Origin of the sequence: Amycolatopsis sp. YIM 10 (assembly GCF_009429145.1) — a bacterium.
Classification (GTDB): domain Bacteria; phylum Actinomycetota; class Actinomycetes; order Mycobacteriales; family Pseudonocardiaceae; genus Amycolatopsis.
On the sequence record NZ_CP045480.1, the window covers coordinates 8,463,606 to 8,480,797 of the forward strand.

At 69.7% G+C, this 17,192-nt stretch carries 8 protein-coding genes (1 of these 8 only partly in view); 5 read left to right on the top strand and 3 right to left on the bottom strand.

The features are described 5' to 3' along the window. Window positions 1-7,536, bottom strand: partial view of a type I polyketide synthase gene (locus YIM_RS39430; protein WP_153035205.1) — the start only. 19,758 nt of this gene lie to the left of the window's left edge; 7,536 of the gene's 27,294 nt are visible here — the first part of the coding sequence; the start codon lies at window positions 7,534-7,536; the stop codon falls past the left edge of the window. 166 nt (window positions 7,537-7,702) lie between these two features. Continuing rightward, window positions 7,703-8,737 carry a GDP-mannose 4,6-dehydratase gene (locus tag YIM_RS39435; protein WP_153035206.1) on the bottom strand — a complete coding sequence of 345 codons (1,035 nt, stop codon included), beginning with the start codon at window positions 8,735-8,737 and terminating at the stop codon, window positions 7,703-7,705. A gap of 277 nt (window positions 8,738-9,014) precedes the next feature. Between YIM_RS39435 and YIM_RS39440 the strand changes: the two genes are divergently transcribed. From YIM_RS39440 to YIM_RS39455, 4 genes are all read left to right on the top strand, one after another. Continuing rightward, the gene (locus YIM_RS39440) at window positions 9,015-10,658 is read left to right on the top strand and encodes an ABC transporter ATP-binding protein (RefSeq protein WP_153035207.1); all 1,644 of its coding nucleotides are present in this window, start codon (window positions 9,015-9,017) and stop codon (window positions 10,656-10,658) included. Window positions 10,659-10,696: 38 nt separating this feature from the next. Then, window positions 10,697-12,514: an ABC transporter ATP-binding protein gene (locus YIM_RS39445; RefSeq protein WP_153037537.1), complete on the top strand. Its 1,818-nt coding sequence runs from the start codon at window positions 10,697-10,699 to the stop codon at window positions 12,512-12,514. 138 nt (window positions 12,515-12,652) lie between these two features. Next, a complete protein-coding gene (locus YIM_RS39450; protein WP_153035208.1) occupies window positions 12,653-13,867 on the top strand; it encodes a cytochrome P450 in 1,215 nt (404 codons plus the stop codon). Between the two features lie 415 nt (window positions 13,868-14,282). After that, a complete protein-coding gene (locus YIM_RS39455; protein ID WP_153035209.1) occupies window positions 14,283-15,827 on the top strand; it encodes a DHA2 family efflux MFS transporter permease subunit in 1,545 nt (514 codons plus the stop codon). A gap of 204 nt (window positions 15,828-16,031) precedes the next feature. Here YIM_RS39455 and YIM_RS39460 read toward each other — a convergent pair whose 3' ends face one another. Beyond that, window positions 16,032-16,718, bottom strand: coding sequence for a class I SAM-dependent methyltransferase (locus tag YIM_RS39460; RefSeq protein ID WP_153035210.1), 687 nt, complete (start codon window positions 16,716-16,718; stop codon window positions 16,032-16,034). A gap of 36 nt (window positions 16,719-16,754) precedes the next feature. Between YIM_RS39460 and YIM_RS39465 the strand changes: the two genes are divergently transcribed. Next, window positions 16,755-17,189, top strand: coding sequence for a MerR family transcriptional regulator (locus tag YIM_RS39465; RefSeq protein WP_153035211.1), 435 nt, complete (start codon window positions 16,755-16,757; stop codon window positions 17,187-17,189). The last annotated feature ends 3 nt before the right edge of the window (window positions 17,190-17,192 follow it).

The following is a 17,192-nucleotide window of genomic DNA, read 5'->3' on the forward strand; positions in this document are numbered from 1 at the left end:
GACGACGTTCCCGGCGTCCTCGCCGAGCACCTCCTGCACCATCGGCGAAAGCGCGGCGTCCGGCCCCAGCTCGAGGAAGGTGCGCACCCCCGAGTCGTGCAGCGTGCGCACACCGTCGGCGAACCGGACGGCCTCACGGACGTGCCGCACCCAGTAGTCGGGCGAGGACATGGCGTCGGTGTCGAAGTGCCCGGTCAGGTTGGAGACCACCGGGATCTTGGGCGCGGCGAAGGCCAGCTCGGCCACGACCTGCCCGAACTCCGCCAGCATCGCGTCCATGCGCGGCGAGTGGAACGCGTGCGAAACGGTGAGCCGCTTGGTCTTGCGGCCCTCGAACCGCGCGACGATCGCCTCGACGGCTTCCTCGTCACCAGAGACGACCACGGAATTCGGGCCGTTGATCGCCGCGATCGAAGCGCCTTCGGTGACCAGCGGTGCAACCTCGTCCTCGGTCGCCTGGATCGCGACCATCGCACCACCGGCCGGCAGCGCCTGCATCAGCTTCCCGCGCGCGGCGACCAGCTTCGCGGCGTCGGCCAGGGTGAGCACCTCGGAAACGTGAGCGGCGGTGATCTCGCCGATCGAGTGCCCGCCCAGGAAGTGGACCTTCACCCCCCACGAGCGGACCAGGCGGAACAGCGCCACCTCGACGGCGAAGATGGCGGGCTGGGCCCAGCCGGTCTGGTCGAGCAGGCCGGTTTCAGCGTCATTGCTGTCCCACATGACCTCGCGCAGCGGACGCTCCAGGTGCGCGTCGAGCGCGTCGGCGACCTCATCGAAGGCCTCGGCGAACACCGGGAACCGCTGGTACAGCTCACGCCCCATCCCGGCGCGCTGGCTACCCTGCCCGGTGAAGAGCATGGCGATCTTGCCCGAGCCCGACTCGCCGGTGAGAACCCCGGCGTCCGGGCTGTCGGCGGCCAGTGCGGCGAGCGAGCGCAACAGCGCGTCCCGATCCTCGCCGACCACAGCGGCGCGGTGCTCGAAGGCGGACCGGGCGGTCGCCAGCGAGTACGCCACGTCCGCCGGCTCCAGCTCCGGCTTGTCGTCCACATAGGACAGCAAACGGGCGGCCTGCGCCCGTACCGCGTCGCGGGTCTTGCCGGAGAGCAACCACGGCACGACCCCGTCCAGCGTCGGCCGCTCCTCGACGACCACCGGCGCGGGCTGCTCCAGGATCACGTGCGCGTTGGTCCCGCTGATGCCGAACGAGGAGATGCCAACGCGCCACGGGCGGCCGACGTCGGCCAGCTCCTTCGCCTCGGTCGCCAGCTCCACGTCACCGGCTGTCCAGTCCACGTGGGACGACGGCTCGTCGATGTGCAGCGTCTTCGGCAGCACGCCGTACTTCAGCGCCAACACCATCTTGATCACCCCGGCCGCACCGGCGGCGGCCTGCGTGTGCCCCAGGTTCGACTTCACCGAACCGAGCAGCAGCGGCCGTTCGCGGTGCTTGCCGTAGGTGGCCAGCAGCGCCTGCGCCTCGATCGGGTCGCCGAGCGAGGTCCCGGTTCCGTGCGCCTCGACGGCGTCCACATCGGACGTGGTCAGCCCGGCGCTGGCCAGCGCCTGCTGGATCACGCGCTGCTGAGACGGCCCGTTCGGCGCCATCAGCCCGTTCGACGCGCCGTCCTGGTTGATCGCCGAGCCCTTGACCACGGCGAGCACCTCGTGCCCGTTGCGGCGGGCGTCCGACAGGCGCTCCAGCACCAGCACACCGACACCCTCGGACCAGCCGACGCCGTCCGCCGAATCGGAGAACGCCTTGCACCGGCCGTCCGGGGAAAGCCCGCGCTGCCGGGAGAACTCGATCAGCGCGATCGGCGTGGACATCACCGTGACGCCACCGGCCAGCGCGAGCGAGCATTCGCCGTTGCGCAGCGCCTGTGCCGCCAGGTGCAGGGTGACCAGCGAGGACGAGCAGGCCGTGTCCACGGTGACCGCGGGGCCTTCCAGTCCGAGCGTGTAGGAAACGCGACCGGAGACGATGCTCGGCGAGGTGCCGCTGCCCTGGTAGCCCTCGGACGCGCCGCCCATGGCGCCGCCGTAGTCGTTGTACATCACCCCGGCGAACACGCCGGTCTGGCTGCCGCGCAGGGAAACCGGGTCGATCCCGGCCCGCTCGATCGCCTCCCACGACACCTCCAGCAGCAGGCGCTGCTGCGAGTCGGTGGCGACCGCCTCGCGCGGGCTCATGCCGAAGAACCCGGCGTCGAACTCGCCCGCGTCGTGCAGGAAGCCGCCGGACCGGGTGTAGGAGGTGCCCGGGTGGTCGGGGTCCGGGTGGTACAGCTTCTCCAGGTCCCAGCCGCGATCGGTGGGGAAGCCGGAAATGGCGTCCTCGCCGTCGAGCATCAGCTGCCACAGCTGCTCCGGGCTGGCCACGCCGCCCGGGTAGCGGCAGCCCATGCCGACGATCACGATCGGGTCGTCGCCGGTCAGCGTCGCCGGGCGCGCCTGCTCCGGGATCACCGCGTCGGCCTCGAACAGCTCACCAGCCAGGTACCCGGCCAGCACGTTCGGCGTCGGGTAGTCGAAGACCATGGTGGCGGGCAGGCGGAGGCCGGTGACCGCGGTCAGCCGGTTGCGCAGCTCGACCGCGGTCAGCGAGTCGAAGCCGAGGTCCTTGAACTGGCGGTCGGGCTCGATCTCCGCGCCGTCGGCGTGCCCGAGCACCGCGGCCACCTGGTCGCGGATGAGTTCGAGCAGCACGTCGCGGCGCTCGTCCTCGCCGAGCCCGGAAAGCCGGCGCACCAGCGTGTCGGCGGCTTCCGAGCTGGCCACCGCGGACCGGCGCGAGCGGGTGCGGATGAGCCCGCGGAACAGCGGCGGGATCTCCGGCTGGGCCCGCAGCACGGACAGGTCGAGGCGCAGCGCCAGCACGGCCGCGTCCTCGGCGGTCAGCGCGGCGTCGAAGAGCGCGACACCCTGGTCGACGGTCAGCGCGGGCATCCCGGACCGCGCCATGCGCTCGGCGTCCGCACCCGACAGCATGCCGGTCTGCTCCCACGCGCCCCAGCCGATCGAGGCCGCGGGCAGACCTTCGGCGCGGCGACGTGCGGCGAGCGCGTCCAGGAAGGCGTTGGCGGCGGCGTAGTTGCCCTGCCCGGGGTTGCCGAACACCCCGGCGGCCGAGGAGAACACCACGAAGGCCGAGAGGTCGCCGGTCAGCTCGTGCAGGTACCAGGTGGCGTCGGCCTTGGGCCGGAGCACGGTGTCGAGCCGTTCGGGGGTCAGCGAGCCGATGGTGCCGTCGTCGAGCACGCCCGCGGTGTGCACCACGGCCTTGATGTCGTGCTGGGCCACCAGTTCGGCGACCTGGTCGCGGTCGGTCACGTCGCAGGCGGCGACCCGCGCTTCCGCACCCAGTTCGGCGAGTTCGGCGACCAGTTCGTCCACCCCGTCGGCGGCCGGGCCGCGACGGCTGACCAGCAGCAGGTCGCGCACGCCGTGCTCACCCGCGAGGTGCTTGGCGATGACACTGCCCAGGCCGCCGGTGCCGCCGGTGATCAGCACCTGGCCGTCCCAGTCGAATTCGCGCTGCTGCGGCAGCGAACGCGCGAGCCGGGCGGCGAAGACCTTGTTGTGGCGGATGGCCAACTGCGGCTCGTCGACTCCGATGGCCTTCTTCAGCGGCGAATCGGCGTCGGTGTCGATCAAGCCGAAGCGGCCCGGGTTCTCCGACTGCGCGGACCGCACCAGGCCCCACACGGTCGCGGCGGCCACGTCGGGCAGGTCATCTTCGACGACGGCCACCGCGTCGCGCGTCACGAAAACCAGGCGGGAGTCGGCGAAGCGCTCGTCGGCAAGCCATTCCTGTAGCACGCCGAGCACGTGCGCGCTGACCGCGTGCGCTGCTTCGACGGTATCCCCGCTGGTTTCGACGTGGTACAGCACCCAGTCCGGCACATCCACAATGGACGTCAGATCGGTGGCCTCGACAGCGGCCGGCTCGGTGGTGGCGTGCTGCGCGGCCACCCAGTCGAGCCGGAACAGCGAGTCGCGGCCGACGGTCACGTTCAGCTGCTCGGTGGCGACCGCGCGAAGCACCAGCGTCTCGACCGAGGCGACCGGCTCGCCGGCGGCGTCGGCCACGGCGATCGACATGGCGTCGTCAGCGACCGGCGAAAGCTTCACCCGCACCGTGGATGCACCGGTCGCGTGCAGCGACACGCCCTCCCACGAGAACGGCAGCCCGCCCTGGCTCTCCGGCCCGAACTCGACGAACCGCGAGGCGTGCAGGACGGCGTCCAACAGGGCCGGGTGCAGCTCGAAGGACTCGTTGTCCACGTCCTCGGGCAGCGCGACCTCGGCGTAGACGTCCTCGCCGAGCTGCCACGCGGCACGCAGGCCCTGAAACGACGGGCCGTAGGCGAACCCGTCGACGGCCAAGCGGTCGTACAATCCCGCGAGATCGATCGGCTGCGCGTCCTTCGGCGGGAACTCCTTGGCGTCAAACGGAACTCGCTTGGCTTCGGCGGTGAGCACACCGGTGGCGTTCGGTGTCCACGGCTGCTCGTCGTCGGTGTCGAGGCGCGAATAGATGTCGACGGTCCGGCGACCGGCCTGATCGGGACGGCCGACCCAGATCTGCACCTGGACGCCACCCTGCTCGGGCAGGACCAGCGGACCGGTCAGCGTCAGTTCCTCGACGCGATCGCAGCCGACCTCGTCCCCGGCGCGAATGGCCAGCTCCAGGAACGCCGTGCCGGGCAGCAGCACCCGGCCGGACACCACGTGATCGGCCAGCCAGGCGTGCGTGTGCAGGGAAAGCCGGCCGGTCAGCAGCGCGCCGTCGGAGTCCGCGAGCGAGACGGCCGCGGCCAGCAGCGGGTGCCGCGCGGCACCGAGGCCGGACGAACGCGGGTCACCGCCGAAGCCGAACCCGCCACCCTTCGGCCAGTACCGCTTGGTCTGGAAGGCATACGTCGGCAGCGGGACACGAACCGCGCCGGTGCGGTCGAAGTACTCGCTCCACCGCACCGGAATCCCGTTGACGTGCAGGGTGGCCAGCGCGGTGGTGCCGGTTTCGGTCTCGTCGCGGCCGGCCCGCAGCACCGGGACGGCCGTGACGTCGTCCAGGATCTCCTGGACCATCGCGGAGAGCACGCCATCTGGGCCCAGTTCCAGGAAGGTGCCGACGCCGTGGCCGCGCAGCCACACCACGCCGTCGGCGAACCGCACGGCCTGGCGGACGTGGTCCACCCAGTAGTCGGCGGAGGTCACCTGCTCGACACGGGCCAGCTCGCCGGTCAGGTTCGACACGAACGGGATGAGCGGCGCCTGCAGGTCGAGTTCTGCAACTACCGCACGGAAATCATCGAGCATCGCGTCCATGCGCGGCGAGTGGAACGCGTGCGAAACGCTGAGCCGCTTGGTCTTGCGGCCCTCGAACCGCGCGACGATCGCCTCGACGGCTTCCTCGTCACCAGAGACGACCACGGAATTCGGGCCGTTGATCGCCGCGATCGAAGCGCCTTCGGTGACCAGCGGTGCAACCTCGTCCTCGGTCGCCTGGATCGCGACCATCGCACCACCGGCCGGCAGCGCCTGCATCAGCTTCCCGCGCGCGGCGACCAGCTTCGCGGCGTCCTCAAGGGACAGAACGCCAGCGACGTGGGCCGCCGCGATCTCACCGATCGAGTGCCCGGCGAGGAAGTCCGGCTTCAGGCCCCACGACTCGGCCAGCCGGTACAGCGCCACCTCGATGGCGAACAACGCGGGCTGGGCGTTGCCGGTCTGGTCCAGCGCGTCGGCGTCCTCGCCCCACATGACGTCGCGAACGTCGAGGTGTTCCAGCACCTCGTCCAGCGCCGCCGCGAACACCGGGAAGCGGCCGTACAGCTCGCGCCCCATGCCCAGGCGTTGCGCACCCTGGCCGGTGAACAGGAAAGCCAGCTTCGACCGGCTGTGGGTGGTCCCGGTGATCGTGCCCGGCGCGGCCTCACCCGCCGCGAGCGCGGTCAGTCCGGCACGCAGGTTCGCCGACGGCACCACCGCGCGGTGCTCGAAGCTCGCGCGGGTGGTCGCCAGCGAGAAGGCGAGGTCCAGCACGGAAGTTTCATCATCCAAAATGGACAGAATGCGGTCGGCCTGCGCCCGCAGGGCTTCGGCGTTCCGGCCGGAAACCAGCACCGGCACCGCACCAGCCTCGACCGGCTCCGGGGCTTCGCTCTCGATGACGAGCTCGGGCGCCTGCTCGATGATGGTGTGTGCGTTGGTCCCGCTGATGCCGAACGAGGAAACCGCCGCGCGCTTGGGCTCACCGGTCTCCGGCCACGGCGTGTTCTCGGTGATCAGCTCGACCGCACCGGCGGTCCAGTCCACATGGGACGTCGGCTCGTCGATGCCCAGCGACTTCGGCAGCACACCGTGCCGCATGGACATGACCATCTTGATCACACCGGCCACCCCGGCGGCCGCCTGGGTGTGGCTGATGTTCGACTTGATCGACCCCAGCAGCAGCGGCCGATTGCGACTGTGTTTCCCATAGGTGTTCAGCAGCGCCTGCGCTTCGACCGGGTCCCCGAGCGTGGTGGCGGTGCCGTGTGCCTCGACCACGTCGATCTGGTCCTCGGACAGCCGCGAGTTGATCAGCGCCTGCTGGATCACCCGCTGCTGCGACGGCCCGTTCGGCGCGGTCAGCCCGTTCGACGCGCCGTCCTGGTTGACCGCCGAACCCCGTAACACGGCGAGGATTTCGTGGCCGTTGCGCTGCGCGTCGGACAGCCGCTCCAGCACCAGCACCCCGGCGCCCTCGGCCCAGCCGGTGCCGTCGGCCGACTCGGCGAACGACCGGCACAGCCCGTCCGGGGAGAGCCCGCCCTGCCTGCTGAACTCGACGATGGTGGTCGGGCTCGACATGATCGTGGCACCACCGGCCAGCGCCAGCTCGCATTCGCCGTTGCGCAGCGACTGCGTGGCCAGGTGCATCGCCACCAGCGAGGACGAGCACGCGGTGTCCACCGTGACCGCCGGGCCGACAAAGCCGTAGGTGTAGGAGATCCGGCCGGACAGCACGCTGTTGGAGTTGCCGAGCAGCTGGAAGCCCTCGCCGCCCTCGCCGGGGCCGACCTGGTAGTCCTGCGCCATCGCGCCGACAAAAACCGCGGTCTGCGTGCCCTTGAGCGAGGTCGGGTCGATGCCGGCGCGCTCCAACGCCTCCCAGGTGACCTCGAGCAGCACGCGCTGCTGCGGGTCCATCGACAGCGCCTCGCGCGGTGAGATGCGGAAGAAGTCCGCGTCGAACTGCGGTGCGTCGTGCAGGAAACCGCCGGACCGGGTGTTCGACATCGCCAGCATCTCGGGGTTCCAGCCGCGGTCGGCCGGGAACTCGGTGATGCCGTGCTTCCCGGCGATCACCATCTCCCACAGCTGCTCCGGGGTGCGCACACCACCGGGGTAGCGGCAGCCGATGCCGACGATGGCGATCGGCTCCTGCGAAGCGGCCTCGATCTCGTTCAGCCGCTGCCGCGTCCGCCGGAGGTCCGCGCTCGCGCGCCTGAGGTAGTCCCGGAGCTTCTGTTCGTTGTCCATCTCAACTCAACCCATCTCGACAACCGGACGGCCGGGCAAGAACGGCATGACAGCCCACCCGGGCCGGGGGCTCCGGGCGAAGGCTCGAACCTGGTCGCGCGCTGAGACCACCATGTACGCAGTCTCGCGGCGGAATGGCTGGGAAATCCCTACAGATGGCGACCGCTCACCAGTTGGCGGCCTGCAGCAGGTCGGCGTACTCGTGCTCCCGCGACGCCTGCGCGAGGTCGGAGTCGACCATCATCCGCATCAGCTCGGCGAAGTCCACCGACGGCTCCCAGCCGAGGGCGGCCTTGACCCTGGTGGTGTCGGCGCAGAGGATCTCCACCTCGGCCGGGCGCACCAGCGCCGGATTGATCACCACGTGGTCGCGCCAGTCCAGGCCGACGTGGTCGAAGGCGATCCGCACGGCGTCACGCACCGAGTGCATCTCACCGGTGCCGACCACGTAGTCGCCCGGCTCGTCCTGCTGCAGCATCAGGTGCATCGCGCGCACGTAGTCCCCGGCGAAGCCCCAGTCGCGCACCGCGTCCAGGTTGCCCAGTTCGAGCTTCTCCTGCAGGCCCAGCTTGATCTTCGCGACGGCGAGGGTGATCTTGCGGGTGACGAACTCCGCACCCCGGCGCGGTGACTCGTGGTTGAACAGCATGCCGGAAACCGCGTACATGCCGAAGGATTCGCGGTAGTTCTTGGTGATGAAGTGCCCGTAGGCCTTCGCCACGCCGTACGGGCTGCGCGGGTGGAAGCTGGTGGTCTCACGCTGCGGGGTCTCGGCCGCCTTGCCGAACATCTCCGAGGAGGACGCCTGGTAGAAGCGGATCTGCTTGCCCACGTCCACCCGCTGCGAGCTGTTCAGCCCGCTGACCATCCGGATCGCCTCCAGCACGCGCAGCACGCCCATGCCGTTGATCTCGGTGACCAGTTCCGCCTGCTGCCAGGACATCGGCACGAACGAGATGGCACCGAGGTTGTACACCTCGTCCGGCTGCACCTTGTCCACCGCGGAGACCAGGCTGCCCTGGTCCATCAGGTCACCGTCGACAAAGGACAGATCGGCGACCAGCCTGCTGACCCGGGACTTGCGCGGGTTGGCCTGGCCGCGGATCAGGCCCCAGACCTGGTACCCCTGGCTCAGCAGGTACTCGGCAAGGTAGGAACCGTCCTGCCCGGTGATCCCGGTGATCAAAGCTCGCCTGGACATCGTCTCCCTCTCCACTACGCCAGCACTTCGGGTCGACTCCGCCCACCGTCTCTTCGACTCCGGCCGCGGGTTGCACGGTAGGCGCGCGGGCACTAGGGAATGTTCGAGTCTTGCCTCCCCAGCCGCCGCTACCCTGCCCCGCGCGCCACCCCCGGCGGACCGGCAACCGGCGAACACTAGTGATTTCCCCGCGCACCGCCCCGGCGGCAAACACTAGGTATTTTGTGGGTTTGTTTGGGTTCGACTGTGGTTCCGCCCGGCCGACCCGGAGAGTGCTGTGCTGTCCAGTGTCCTGCCCCGCCTGCGGCCCTACCGCCGCCGGATCGCCGCCCTGCTGGTGCTGCAGTTGTGCCAGACCGTGGCCACCCTGCTGCTGCCCACGTTCAACGCCGAGATCATCGACAACGGTGTGGTCAAGGGCGACGTCCCCTACATCTGGCGCACCGGCGTGGTGATGGTGGCCGTCGCCGTGGCGCAGATCGCCACCTCGATCGCCGCCGCCCTGCTGGGTGCCCGGATCGCCGCCGCGGTCGGCCGCGACCTGCGCTCGGCGGTGTTCCGCCGGGTGCTCGACTTCTCCGCCCGCGAGGTGGGCGGGTTCGGCACGCCCTCGCTGATCACCCGCACGGTCAACGACGCGCAGCAGGTGCAGAACCTGGTGCAGACCACCTTCGACGTGGCGGTGATCGCGCCGATCATGTGCGTGGGCGGGCTGGTGCTGGCGTTCAACCAGGACCTGCCGCTGGGCTTCGTGATGATCGGGCTGATCGTCGCGGTCGGCGTGGCCATCGTGGCGATGCTGACCAGGATGGGCCCGGTCTACACCGCCATGCAGCGCTGCATCGACCTGATCAACCGGCTGCTGCGCGAGCGCATCACCGGGGTGCGCGTGGTCCGCGCGTTCGTCCGCGACCGCCGCGAGCACGAGCGCTTCGGCGGGGCGAACGAACAGATGTACCGGCATTCGCTGCGCGTGGGCCGGTTGATGGCGGCGATCCCGGCCGTGGTGATCATCGTGCTGAACGTGTTCACCGTCGGCCTGGTCTGGCTGGCGGGCTGGCGCATCGACAACGGCACGCTGCAGCTCGGTGAGATGACCGCGCTGCTCGGGTACCTCGGCCTGATCGTGATGTCGGTGGTGATGCTGACCATGGTGTTCACCAGCGCGCCCCGCGCGATCGTCTCCGCCGGGCGCATCCAGGAAGTGCTCGACACCGAGGTGAGCGTGACCCCGGCGGCCTACCCGGTACCCGCCCACGGCCGCGGCAGGCTCGAACTCCGCGCCGCCGAATTCGGCTATCCCGGCGCGGATCAGCCAGTGTTGCGCGGGATCGACCTGATCGCCGAGCCCGGGGAGAAGGTGGCCATCGTCGGCGGCACCGGCAGCGGCAAGACCACCCTGCTGAACCTGGCGCTGCGCCTGTTCGACGTCACCGGTGGCGCGGTGCTGGTCAATGGGGTCGACGTGCGCGAGCAGAACGCCGACGCGCTCACCCGGACCGTCGGTTTTGTGCCGCAGCGGGCGTTCCTGTTCTCCGGCACGGTGGCCAGCAACCTGCGGTACGGCCGTCCCGACGCCACCGACGAGGAACTGTGGCGCGCGCTGGAAGTGGTGCTGGCCAAGGATTTTGTGTCGCAGATGGACGGTGGGCTGGACGCGCCGATCACGCAGGGCGGCACGAACGTCTCCGGTGGGCAACGGCAACGGCTCGCCATCGCGAGAACCCTGTTGCGCCGCCCCGACATCTACCTGCTCGACGATTGCTTCTCGGCGCTGGACCACCGGACCGAAGCCGAGTTGCGGGAGAACCTGGAACCCGAACTCGCGGAGGCGACCGTGCTGCTGGTGACCCAGCGCGCCAGCAGTGTGGCGCGCGCCGACCGGGTCGTGGTGCTGGACAAGGGACTGGTCTCCGCGTGACCGCCCGCCGCCTCGTCGGCCTGCTGCGGCCGCACCGGATGCTCATCGCCGCCGTGGTCGTGCTGGGCCTGGCCTGGATCGGGCTGAACCTGCTCGGCCCGAAACTGCTCGGCTATGCCACCGACCTCATCTTCGCCGGGCTGGTCAGTACCGGCTACCCGGCCGGTTCGTCCAAAGAGGACGTCATCGGTCAGCTGCGCGCCGATGGCCGCGACACGCTGGCCAACGTGTTCAGCACCACCGACCTGGTGCCCGGTGAAGGCGTCGACTTCGGCGCGCTCGGCGTGGTCCTGCTGGTCCTGCTCGGCATCTACCTGGTCGCCGCCGGGTTCATGCTGTGGCGCGGGCGCCTGGTCGCGACCATCGTTCAACGCGTCGTCCGGAACCTGCGCGCACAGGTCGACGCGAAGCTGAGCCGTCTGCCGATGAGCCACTTCGACCGCAACTCCGGCGGGGACGTGCTCAGCCGCGCCACCAACGACATCGACAACCTCCAGCAGAGCTTCCAGCTCACCCTCGGGCAGTTGATCAACTCGGTGTTCACCATTCTCGGTGTGCTCGCGGTGATGCTGGTGATCTCGCCGGCGCTGGCACTGATCGTGTTGCTCAGCGTGCCGCTGGCGGCGGCCATCGCGTGGGTGATCAGCAAGCGCGCGCAGCCGCGGTTCGCCGAGCAGTGGGGCACCACCGGTTCGCTCAACGCGCACATCGAGCAGATCTACACCGGACACTCGCTGGTCAAGGGCTTCGGCAGGCGGGAACTGGCCGAGCGGGAGTTCGACGAGCACAACGAGGCGCTCTACCGCGCCGGCTCCCGCGCGCAGTTCATCACCGGCATGATCGAGCCGGCCGCGCGCTTCGTCACCGATCTCAACTACGTGCTGGTCGCGGTGGTCGGCGCGCTGCGGGTGGCCAGCGGCTCGCTGTCCATCGGCGACGTGCAGGCGTTCATCCAGTACTCGCAGATGTTCAGCAGGCCGATCGTCGACCTGGCGAACTTCTCCGGTCAGCTGCAGTCGGGGCTGGCCTCGGCCAAGCGGATCTTCGAGCTGCTCGACGCCGAGGAGCAGCGTCCCGACGCCCGGGAGCCGGTGCGTCCAGGCCCGACGCGCGGGCAGGTTGTCTTCGACCGGGTCAGTTTCCGTTACCTGCCGGGCAAACCGCTGATCGAGGACCTGTCGCTGATCGCGGAGCCGGGGCAGGTGGTGGCGATCGTCGGGCCGACCGGCGCGGGCAAGACCACGCTCGGCAACCTGCTCATGCGGTTCTACGAACTCGACGGCGGCCGCATCCTGCTCGACGGCGAGGACATCGCGAGCATGGACCGCGAGGACCTGCGATCCCGGATCGGCCTGGTGTCGCAGGACGCCTGGCTGTTCCACGGCACGATCGCGGAGAACATCGCCTACGGCCGTCCGGACGCGACCCGCGCGGAGGTGATCGCGGCGGCGGAGGCCACCTGCGTTGACCGGTTCGTGCACACCCTTCCCGACGGCTACGACACCGTGCTCGACGACGAAACCTCCACCGTCAGCGCCGGTGAGAAGCAGCTGATCACCCTGGCCAGGGCGTTCCTGATCCGGCCGTCGCTGCTCGTGCTCGACGAGGCGACCAGTTCCATCGACACGAAAACCGAGGAACTGGTGCAGCGCGCGACAAGCTCGCTCCGGGCGGGCCGCACCTGCTTTGTCATCGCGCACCGGCTGTCCACCGTGCGCAACGCGGACCTGATCGTGGTGATGGAGAACGGACAGCTCATCGAGCGCGGCACGCACACCGAACTGCTCGAAGCCGACGGAACCTACGCACGCCTGCACGCGGCTTCCTCGGCGACGCCGGTCGATCTGCTCTCCTAGCAATTGCCCTAGTACGCCGGACAGGGGAGTCGTAGGGGGTTATGCACAGCGTATCGGTTTCCTTACAGTCACCAATGTGGCGAAGTTGGTTAATCACGCCCCACGTCCGGTTCGAGTGGAAGAAGTAGGGCCAGCCGCATGAACGAAGCGCTCGCAGAGAAGCAGACCTGCCCGTTCCCGATGGCACGGGACGCCGACCACGTGCTGGACCTCCCGCTGGACTACCGGCGGCTGCGCCGGGAAGAACCGATCGTCCGCGTCACCCTGCCCTCCGGAGAGGTCGCCTGGCTGGTCAGCCGCTACGCCGAGGTCAAGCAGGTGCTCTCCGACGAGCGGTTCAGCTCCAAGGTGGCCGCGCCCGGCTTTCCCAAGGGCTTCTACTTCCCGGTCGACCCGCAGCCGGGCGCCTTCGTCGCGGTCGACCCGCCGGAGCACACCCGGTACCGCCGGATGATCATGGGGCAGTTCACCAAGAAGCGCGCCGAATCGCTGCGCCCGGAGATCCAGCAGATCGTCGACGAGCACATCGACAAGCTGCTCGCCGGGCCGAAACCGGTCAACCTGGTCACCACCTTCGCCCGGCCCATCCCGCTGATGGTGGTCTGCGACCTGCTCGGTGTGCCCTACGGCGACCGGCTCGCCTTCGGCCGCTGGATCAACACCCTGGTCGAGGCGAACCCGAGCCCGGCCGCGCGCAACGCGTCGGCCGCGGCGCTGTTCGGTTACATGAACAAGCTGGTCGCGGACAAGGAGCGCAAGCCGACCGACGACGTGCTCGGCAGGCTGGCGAGCGAGCAGATCCGCAAGGGCGAGCTGAACCGCAACGAGGCCGTGGTCATCGGCATGATGCTGCTGTCGGCCGGATACGACACCACGGCCAGTTCGCTGTCGCTGAGCGTGCTCGCGCTGCTGCAGAACCCGGACCAGATGAAGCTGCTGCGCGAGGACCCGGACATCACCGTCAGCGCCGTCGAAGAACTGCTGCGCCACCAGAACGTCATGCAGCACGGGGTCGCGCGGGTGGCGGTCGAGGACGTGGAACTGGCCGGGCAGACCGTGCGCGCCGGTGAAGGCGTGATCGCGCTGACCTCGTCGGCGGACCGCGACGACGAGACCTATCCCGACGCCGACCGGCTCGACCTGACCCGTGGCGGCAGCAACCCGTTCGCCTTCGGCTACGGCATCCACAGCTGCATCGCCAAGTTCCTGGCCAGGGTGGAGATGCAGATCGCGCTGGGCACGCTGGTGCGGCGCATCCCGACCCTCCGGCTGGCGGCGAAGCCGGAGGAACTGGAGTTCCGCAACCCGTCGGCGATGGTCTACAGCGTGAACGAGCTACCGGTCACCTGGTGAACCGGGCACCGTGGTGATCAGCTCGCGGTGGCAGTCCGGGCACACCGCCACGTAGCGCCTCGGCCGGCGGAACCGGCCGAGGAAGGACCTGAACAGCTTCATCGCCGTCACCCTCTCCCGCGCCCTGGCGTACTCGGGCGTGCTTCCGGATGCGGGAGAGCGTAGGCAGCGCCCGCGGGCCCGGCTATGGCCCAAAGACCCTGTTTCGCCGGACAATTCGCGTATTTCGCGCATTTCGCGGGACAAAAACGTGACCGCGCGCACAGGCGTGGTTAATCCGGTCGCATTCTGTCGGTGCCCGCCCATAGCATCGGCGACCGTAATCCCCAGTCCGCGAGGGGGCCTGCGGCGGGGATTCCCGACTTCGATCGCGCGGTGGCCGCGCGGTGAACCGATCACGCCCGAACGGACTTTAATGACAACAACAAACCCGGGTCAAGACACGGTCCCGGACAACGACAAGCTCGACAGCGCGGTGCTCAAGGTCGCGGCCGTCGTGGTGCTCGGCTCGATCATGGCGATCCTCGACACCACGGTGGTCAACGTCGCGCTGCAGGCGCTGACCCTGGAGTTCAAGACCTCGCTGGACACCATCCAGTGGATCGCCACCGGCTACATGCTGGCGCTGGCCACGGTCATCCCGGTCACCGGCTGGGCGTCGGACCGGTTCGGCACCAAGCGCCTGTACCTGCTGGCGATCACCCTGTTCCTGATCGGCTCGATGCTGGCCGGGCTGGCCTGGAACATCGAGTCGCTGATCGCCTTCCGGGTGGTGCAGGGCCTCGGCGGCGGCATGCTGATGCCGGCCGGCATGACCATCCTGACCAGGACCGCGGGCCCGCACCGGGTCGGCAGGGTGATGGCCGTGCTCGGCGTGCCGATGCTGCTCGGCCCGATCGGCGGCCCGATCCTCGGTGGCTGGCTGGTCGACTCGGTGAGCTGGCGCTGGATCTTCTACATCAACGTGCCGATCGGCGTTCTCGCGCTGCTGCTGGCGTGGCGGCTGCTGCCGTCGGACAAGCCGGAGCCCGCGGAGAAGTTCGACTTCCCCGGCATGCTGATGCTCTCGCCGGGGCTGGCCGCGCTGATCTACGGCGTTTCCGACATCCCGGCCGCGGGCGGGGTCACCGCGGTCAGCGTGTGGCTGCCCGGTCTCGGCGGCATCGCGCTGATCGCCGGGTTCATCGTGCGCGCGCTGCGGGTGCCGAACCCGCTGGTGGACCTGACGCTGTTCCGGAACCGCACGTTCACCGTCGCGATGGTCACGAACACGTTCTTCTGCATCGCCTTCTTCGGCAGCATGCTGCTGCTGCCGACGTACTTCCTGCTGGTGCGCGGGGAATCGGCGCTGCAGGCGGGGCTGCTGCTGGCGCCGCAGGGCATCGGCGCGATGCTCACCATGCCGGTCGCCGGGCGGCTCGCGGACAAGATCGGCCCGGGCAAGGTGGTGCTGCCGGGCATGGCGCTGATCGTGGGCAGCATGGTGATGTTCACCGTGGTCGGCGCGACCACGCCGTACTGGCAACTGCTGACCGCGTTGTTCGTGATGGGCATGGGCATGGGTTGCACGATGATGCCGATCATGACCGCGGCACTGCAGACGCTGACGCCGAAGAAGGTGGCACGCGCCTCGTCGGCGGCGAACATCGTGCAGCAGACCGCCGGTGCCATCGGCTCGGCGGTGATGTCGATCATCCTGGCCGGGCTGCTCGCCGGGAAGTTCGGCGTGCCGACGAACGAGGGCCAGCTCGCCGCGACCGCGGCGCTGATGAACCCGGCCACCCACGACCAGGCGGCTGTGCTCTCCGCGGACTCGTTCGCCTCCACCTTCGTGTGGGCGCTGGTGCTGCTGGCGATCTGCTTCGTCCCGGCCCTCTTCCTGCCGCGAAAGCCCCCGGCCCCACCGATCTCGGACACCGGCGATGCCCAGCAGGCAGCTCCGGTGATCCTCACCCACTGACGCTTTCCCTCGGGCGGCGCCTTCACCGGAAGGCGCCGCCCTTCTCATTTCCCCGGGGCCTCGCCGGTCTCACCGCGGCATCGATCAACCGCGATCTGCTCCTCACCGCGGATGCCGACGATCGGAGTGGTCAGCGCGCGCTGCTGCTCGTGGCCCCGTCGGCCACTCCGGTGGCGACCGCGAATCGAGCGAGTCGGGGCCGACCTACCGTGTGGCTGTCGTCGGTGTGGCCGGCGAGGCAGGCGCCACCCGCCCGAGGACGCATGCCGCGGGTGGGTCGAGGTCGAGCATTTCGGTTCGGACGTGCTCGAAACCGGCATCGGTGAGCTGGCCGGCCAGTTCGGTGGCAGCCGCCGCCGAGGTGGCCGCGGTGGCACCGGGACAGCGCGGCTGCGACACCACCGCGATGCGCCCGCCAGGCCGCAACAGCCCGGCGAGTTCGCGCAACCGGGCGGTGGGGTCGGGCCACATGCCGACCGTGTTGACGGCGAGCGCGGCATCGAACGGCCCCTCTCGGAGCGACAGGTTTTCCACCGGTGCGTGAACCAGGCGAACCCGTCCGGCCCGTACGGCGGCCCTGTTTCGGTGACGGGCCTGGCGGATCATCACCGCCGAGTGATCGACGCCCACGACCGATCCCCGGGACGCGCGGGCGGCGAGAGCGGCGATGGCCACACCAGGACCGCAGCCGAGTTCGATGACGCGCTCGGTCGGCTGGACGTCCAGCAGCCGCACCGCCCAACGGTTGCGTGCCACGTTCGACGAGCGTCGGCCCATGATCCAGCCGACGACGTGCCCGACGGTTCCGGTCGGCCGGTGGAACTGGGCCAGCCCGCCGCGAGGACCCCACCACTTCAGGAACCGGCCGAGCGCCCTCTCTTCGATCTTCATGGGGCGAGCCAAGCACTTCAAGTACCCTTGAAGTCAATGTCCGAGCACACCCCGGCTTCGCTGTCCATCGGTGAACTGTCCGAACGCACCGGCGTGCCGACGAGCGCGCTGCGCTACTACGACGAACTCGGCCTCGTGCGGCCGACGGCACGGGCGTCGGGACGGCGGCGCTATGCCGAGTCGGCGGTCAGGGACGTCAGCGTGATCGTCTTCTTCCGCGAGATCGGCTTCTCGCTGGCGGAGATCGGGCGCTTCATGGCGGGCGAGCAGCCAGGCAGGCAGGAGCTGATCGAACACAAACTGGCCGAACTCGCCGAACAGCAGCACCGGATCGAAGTGGCCCGTAGCGCGCTCGAGCACGGTCGGCGATGCCCGGCCGGCGACCCCGTGCGATGCTCCCGATTCTGGTCGATCATCGACGAGCGCCGGCGCGGTCTCTCACTGGCAGAAAGCCACACACGAGCGCACTGACGC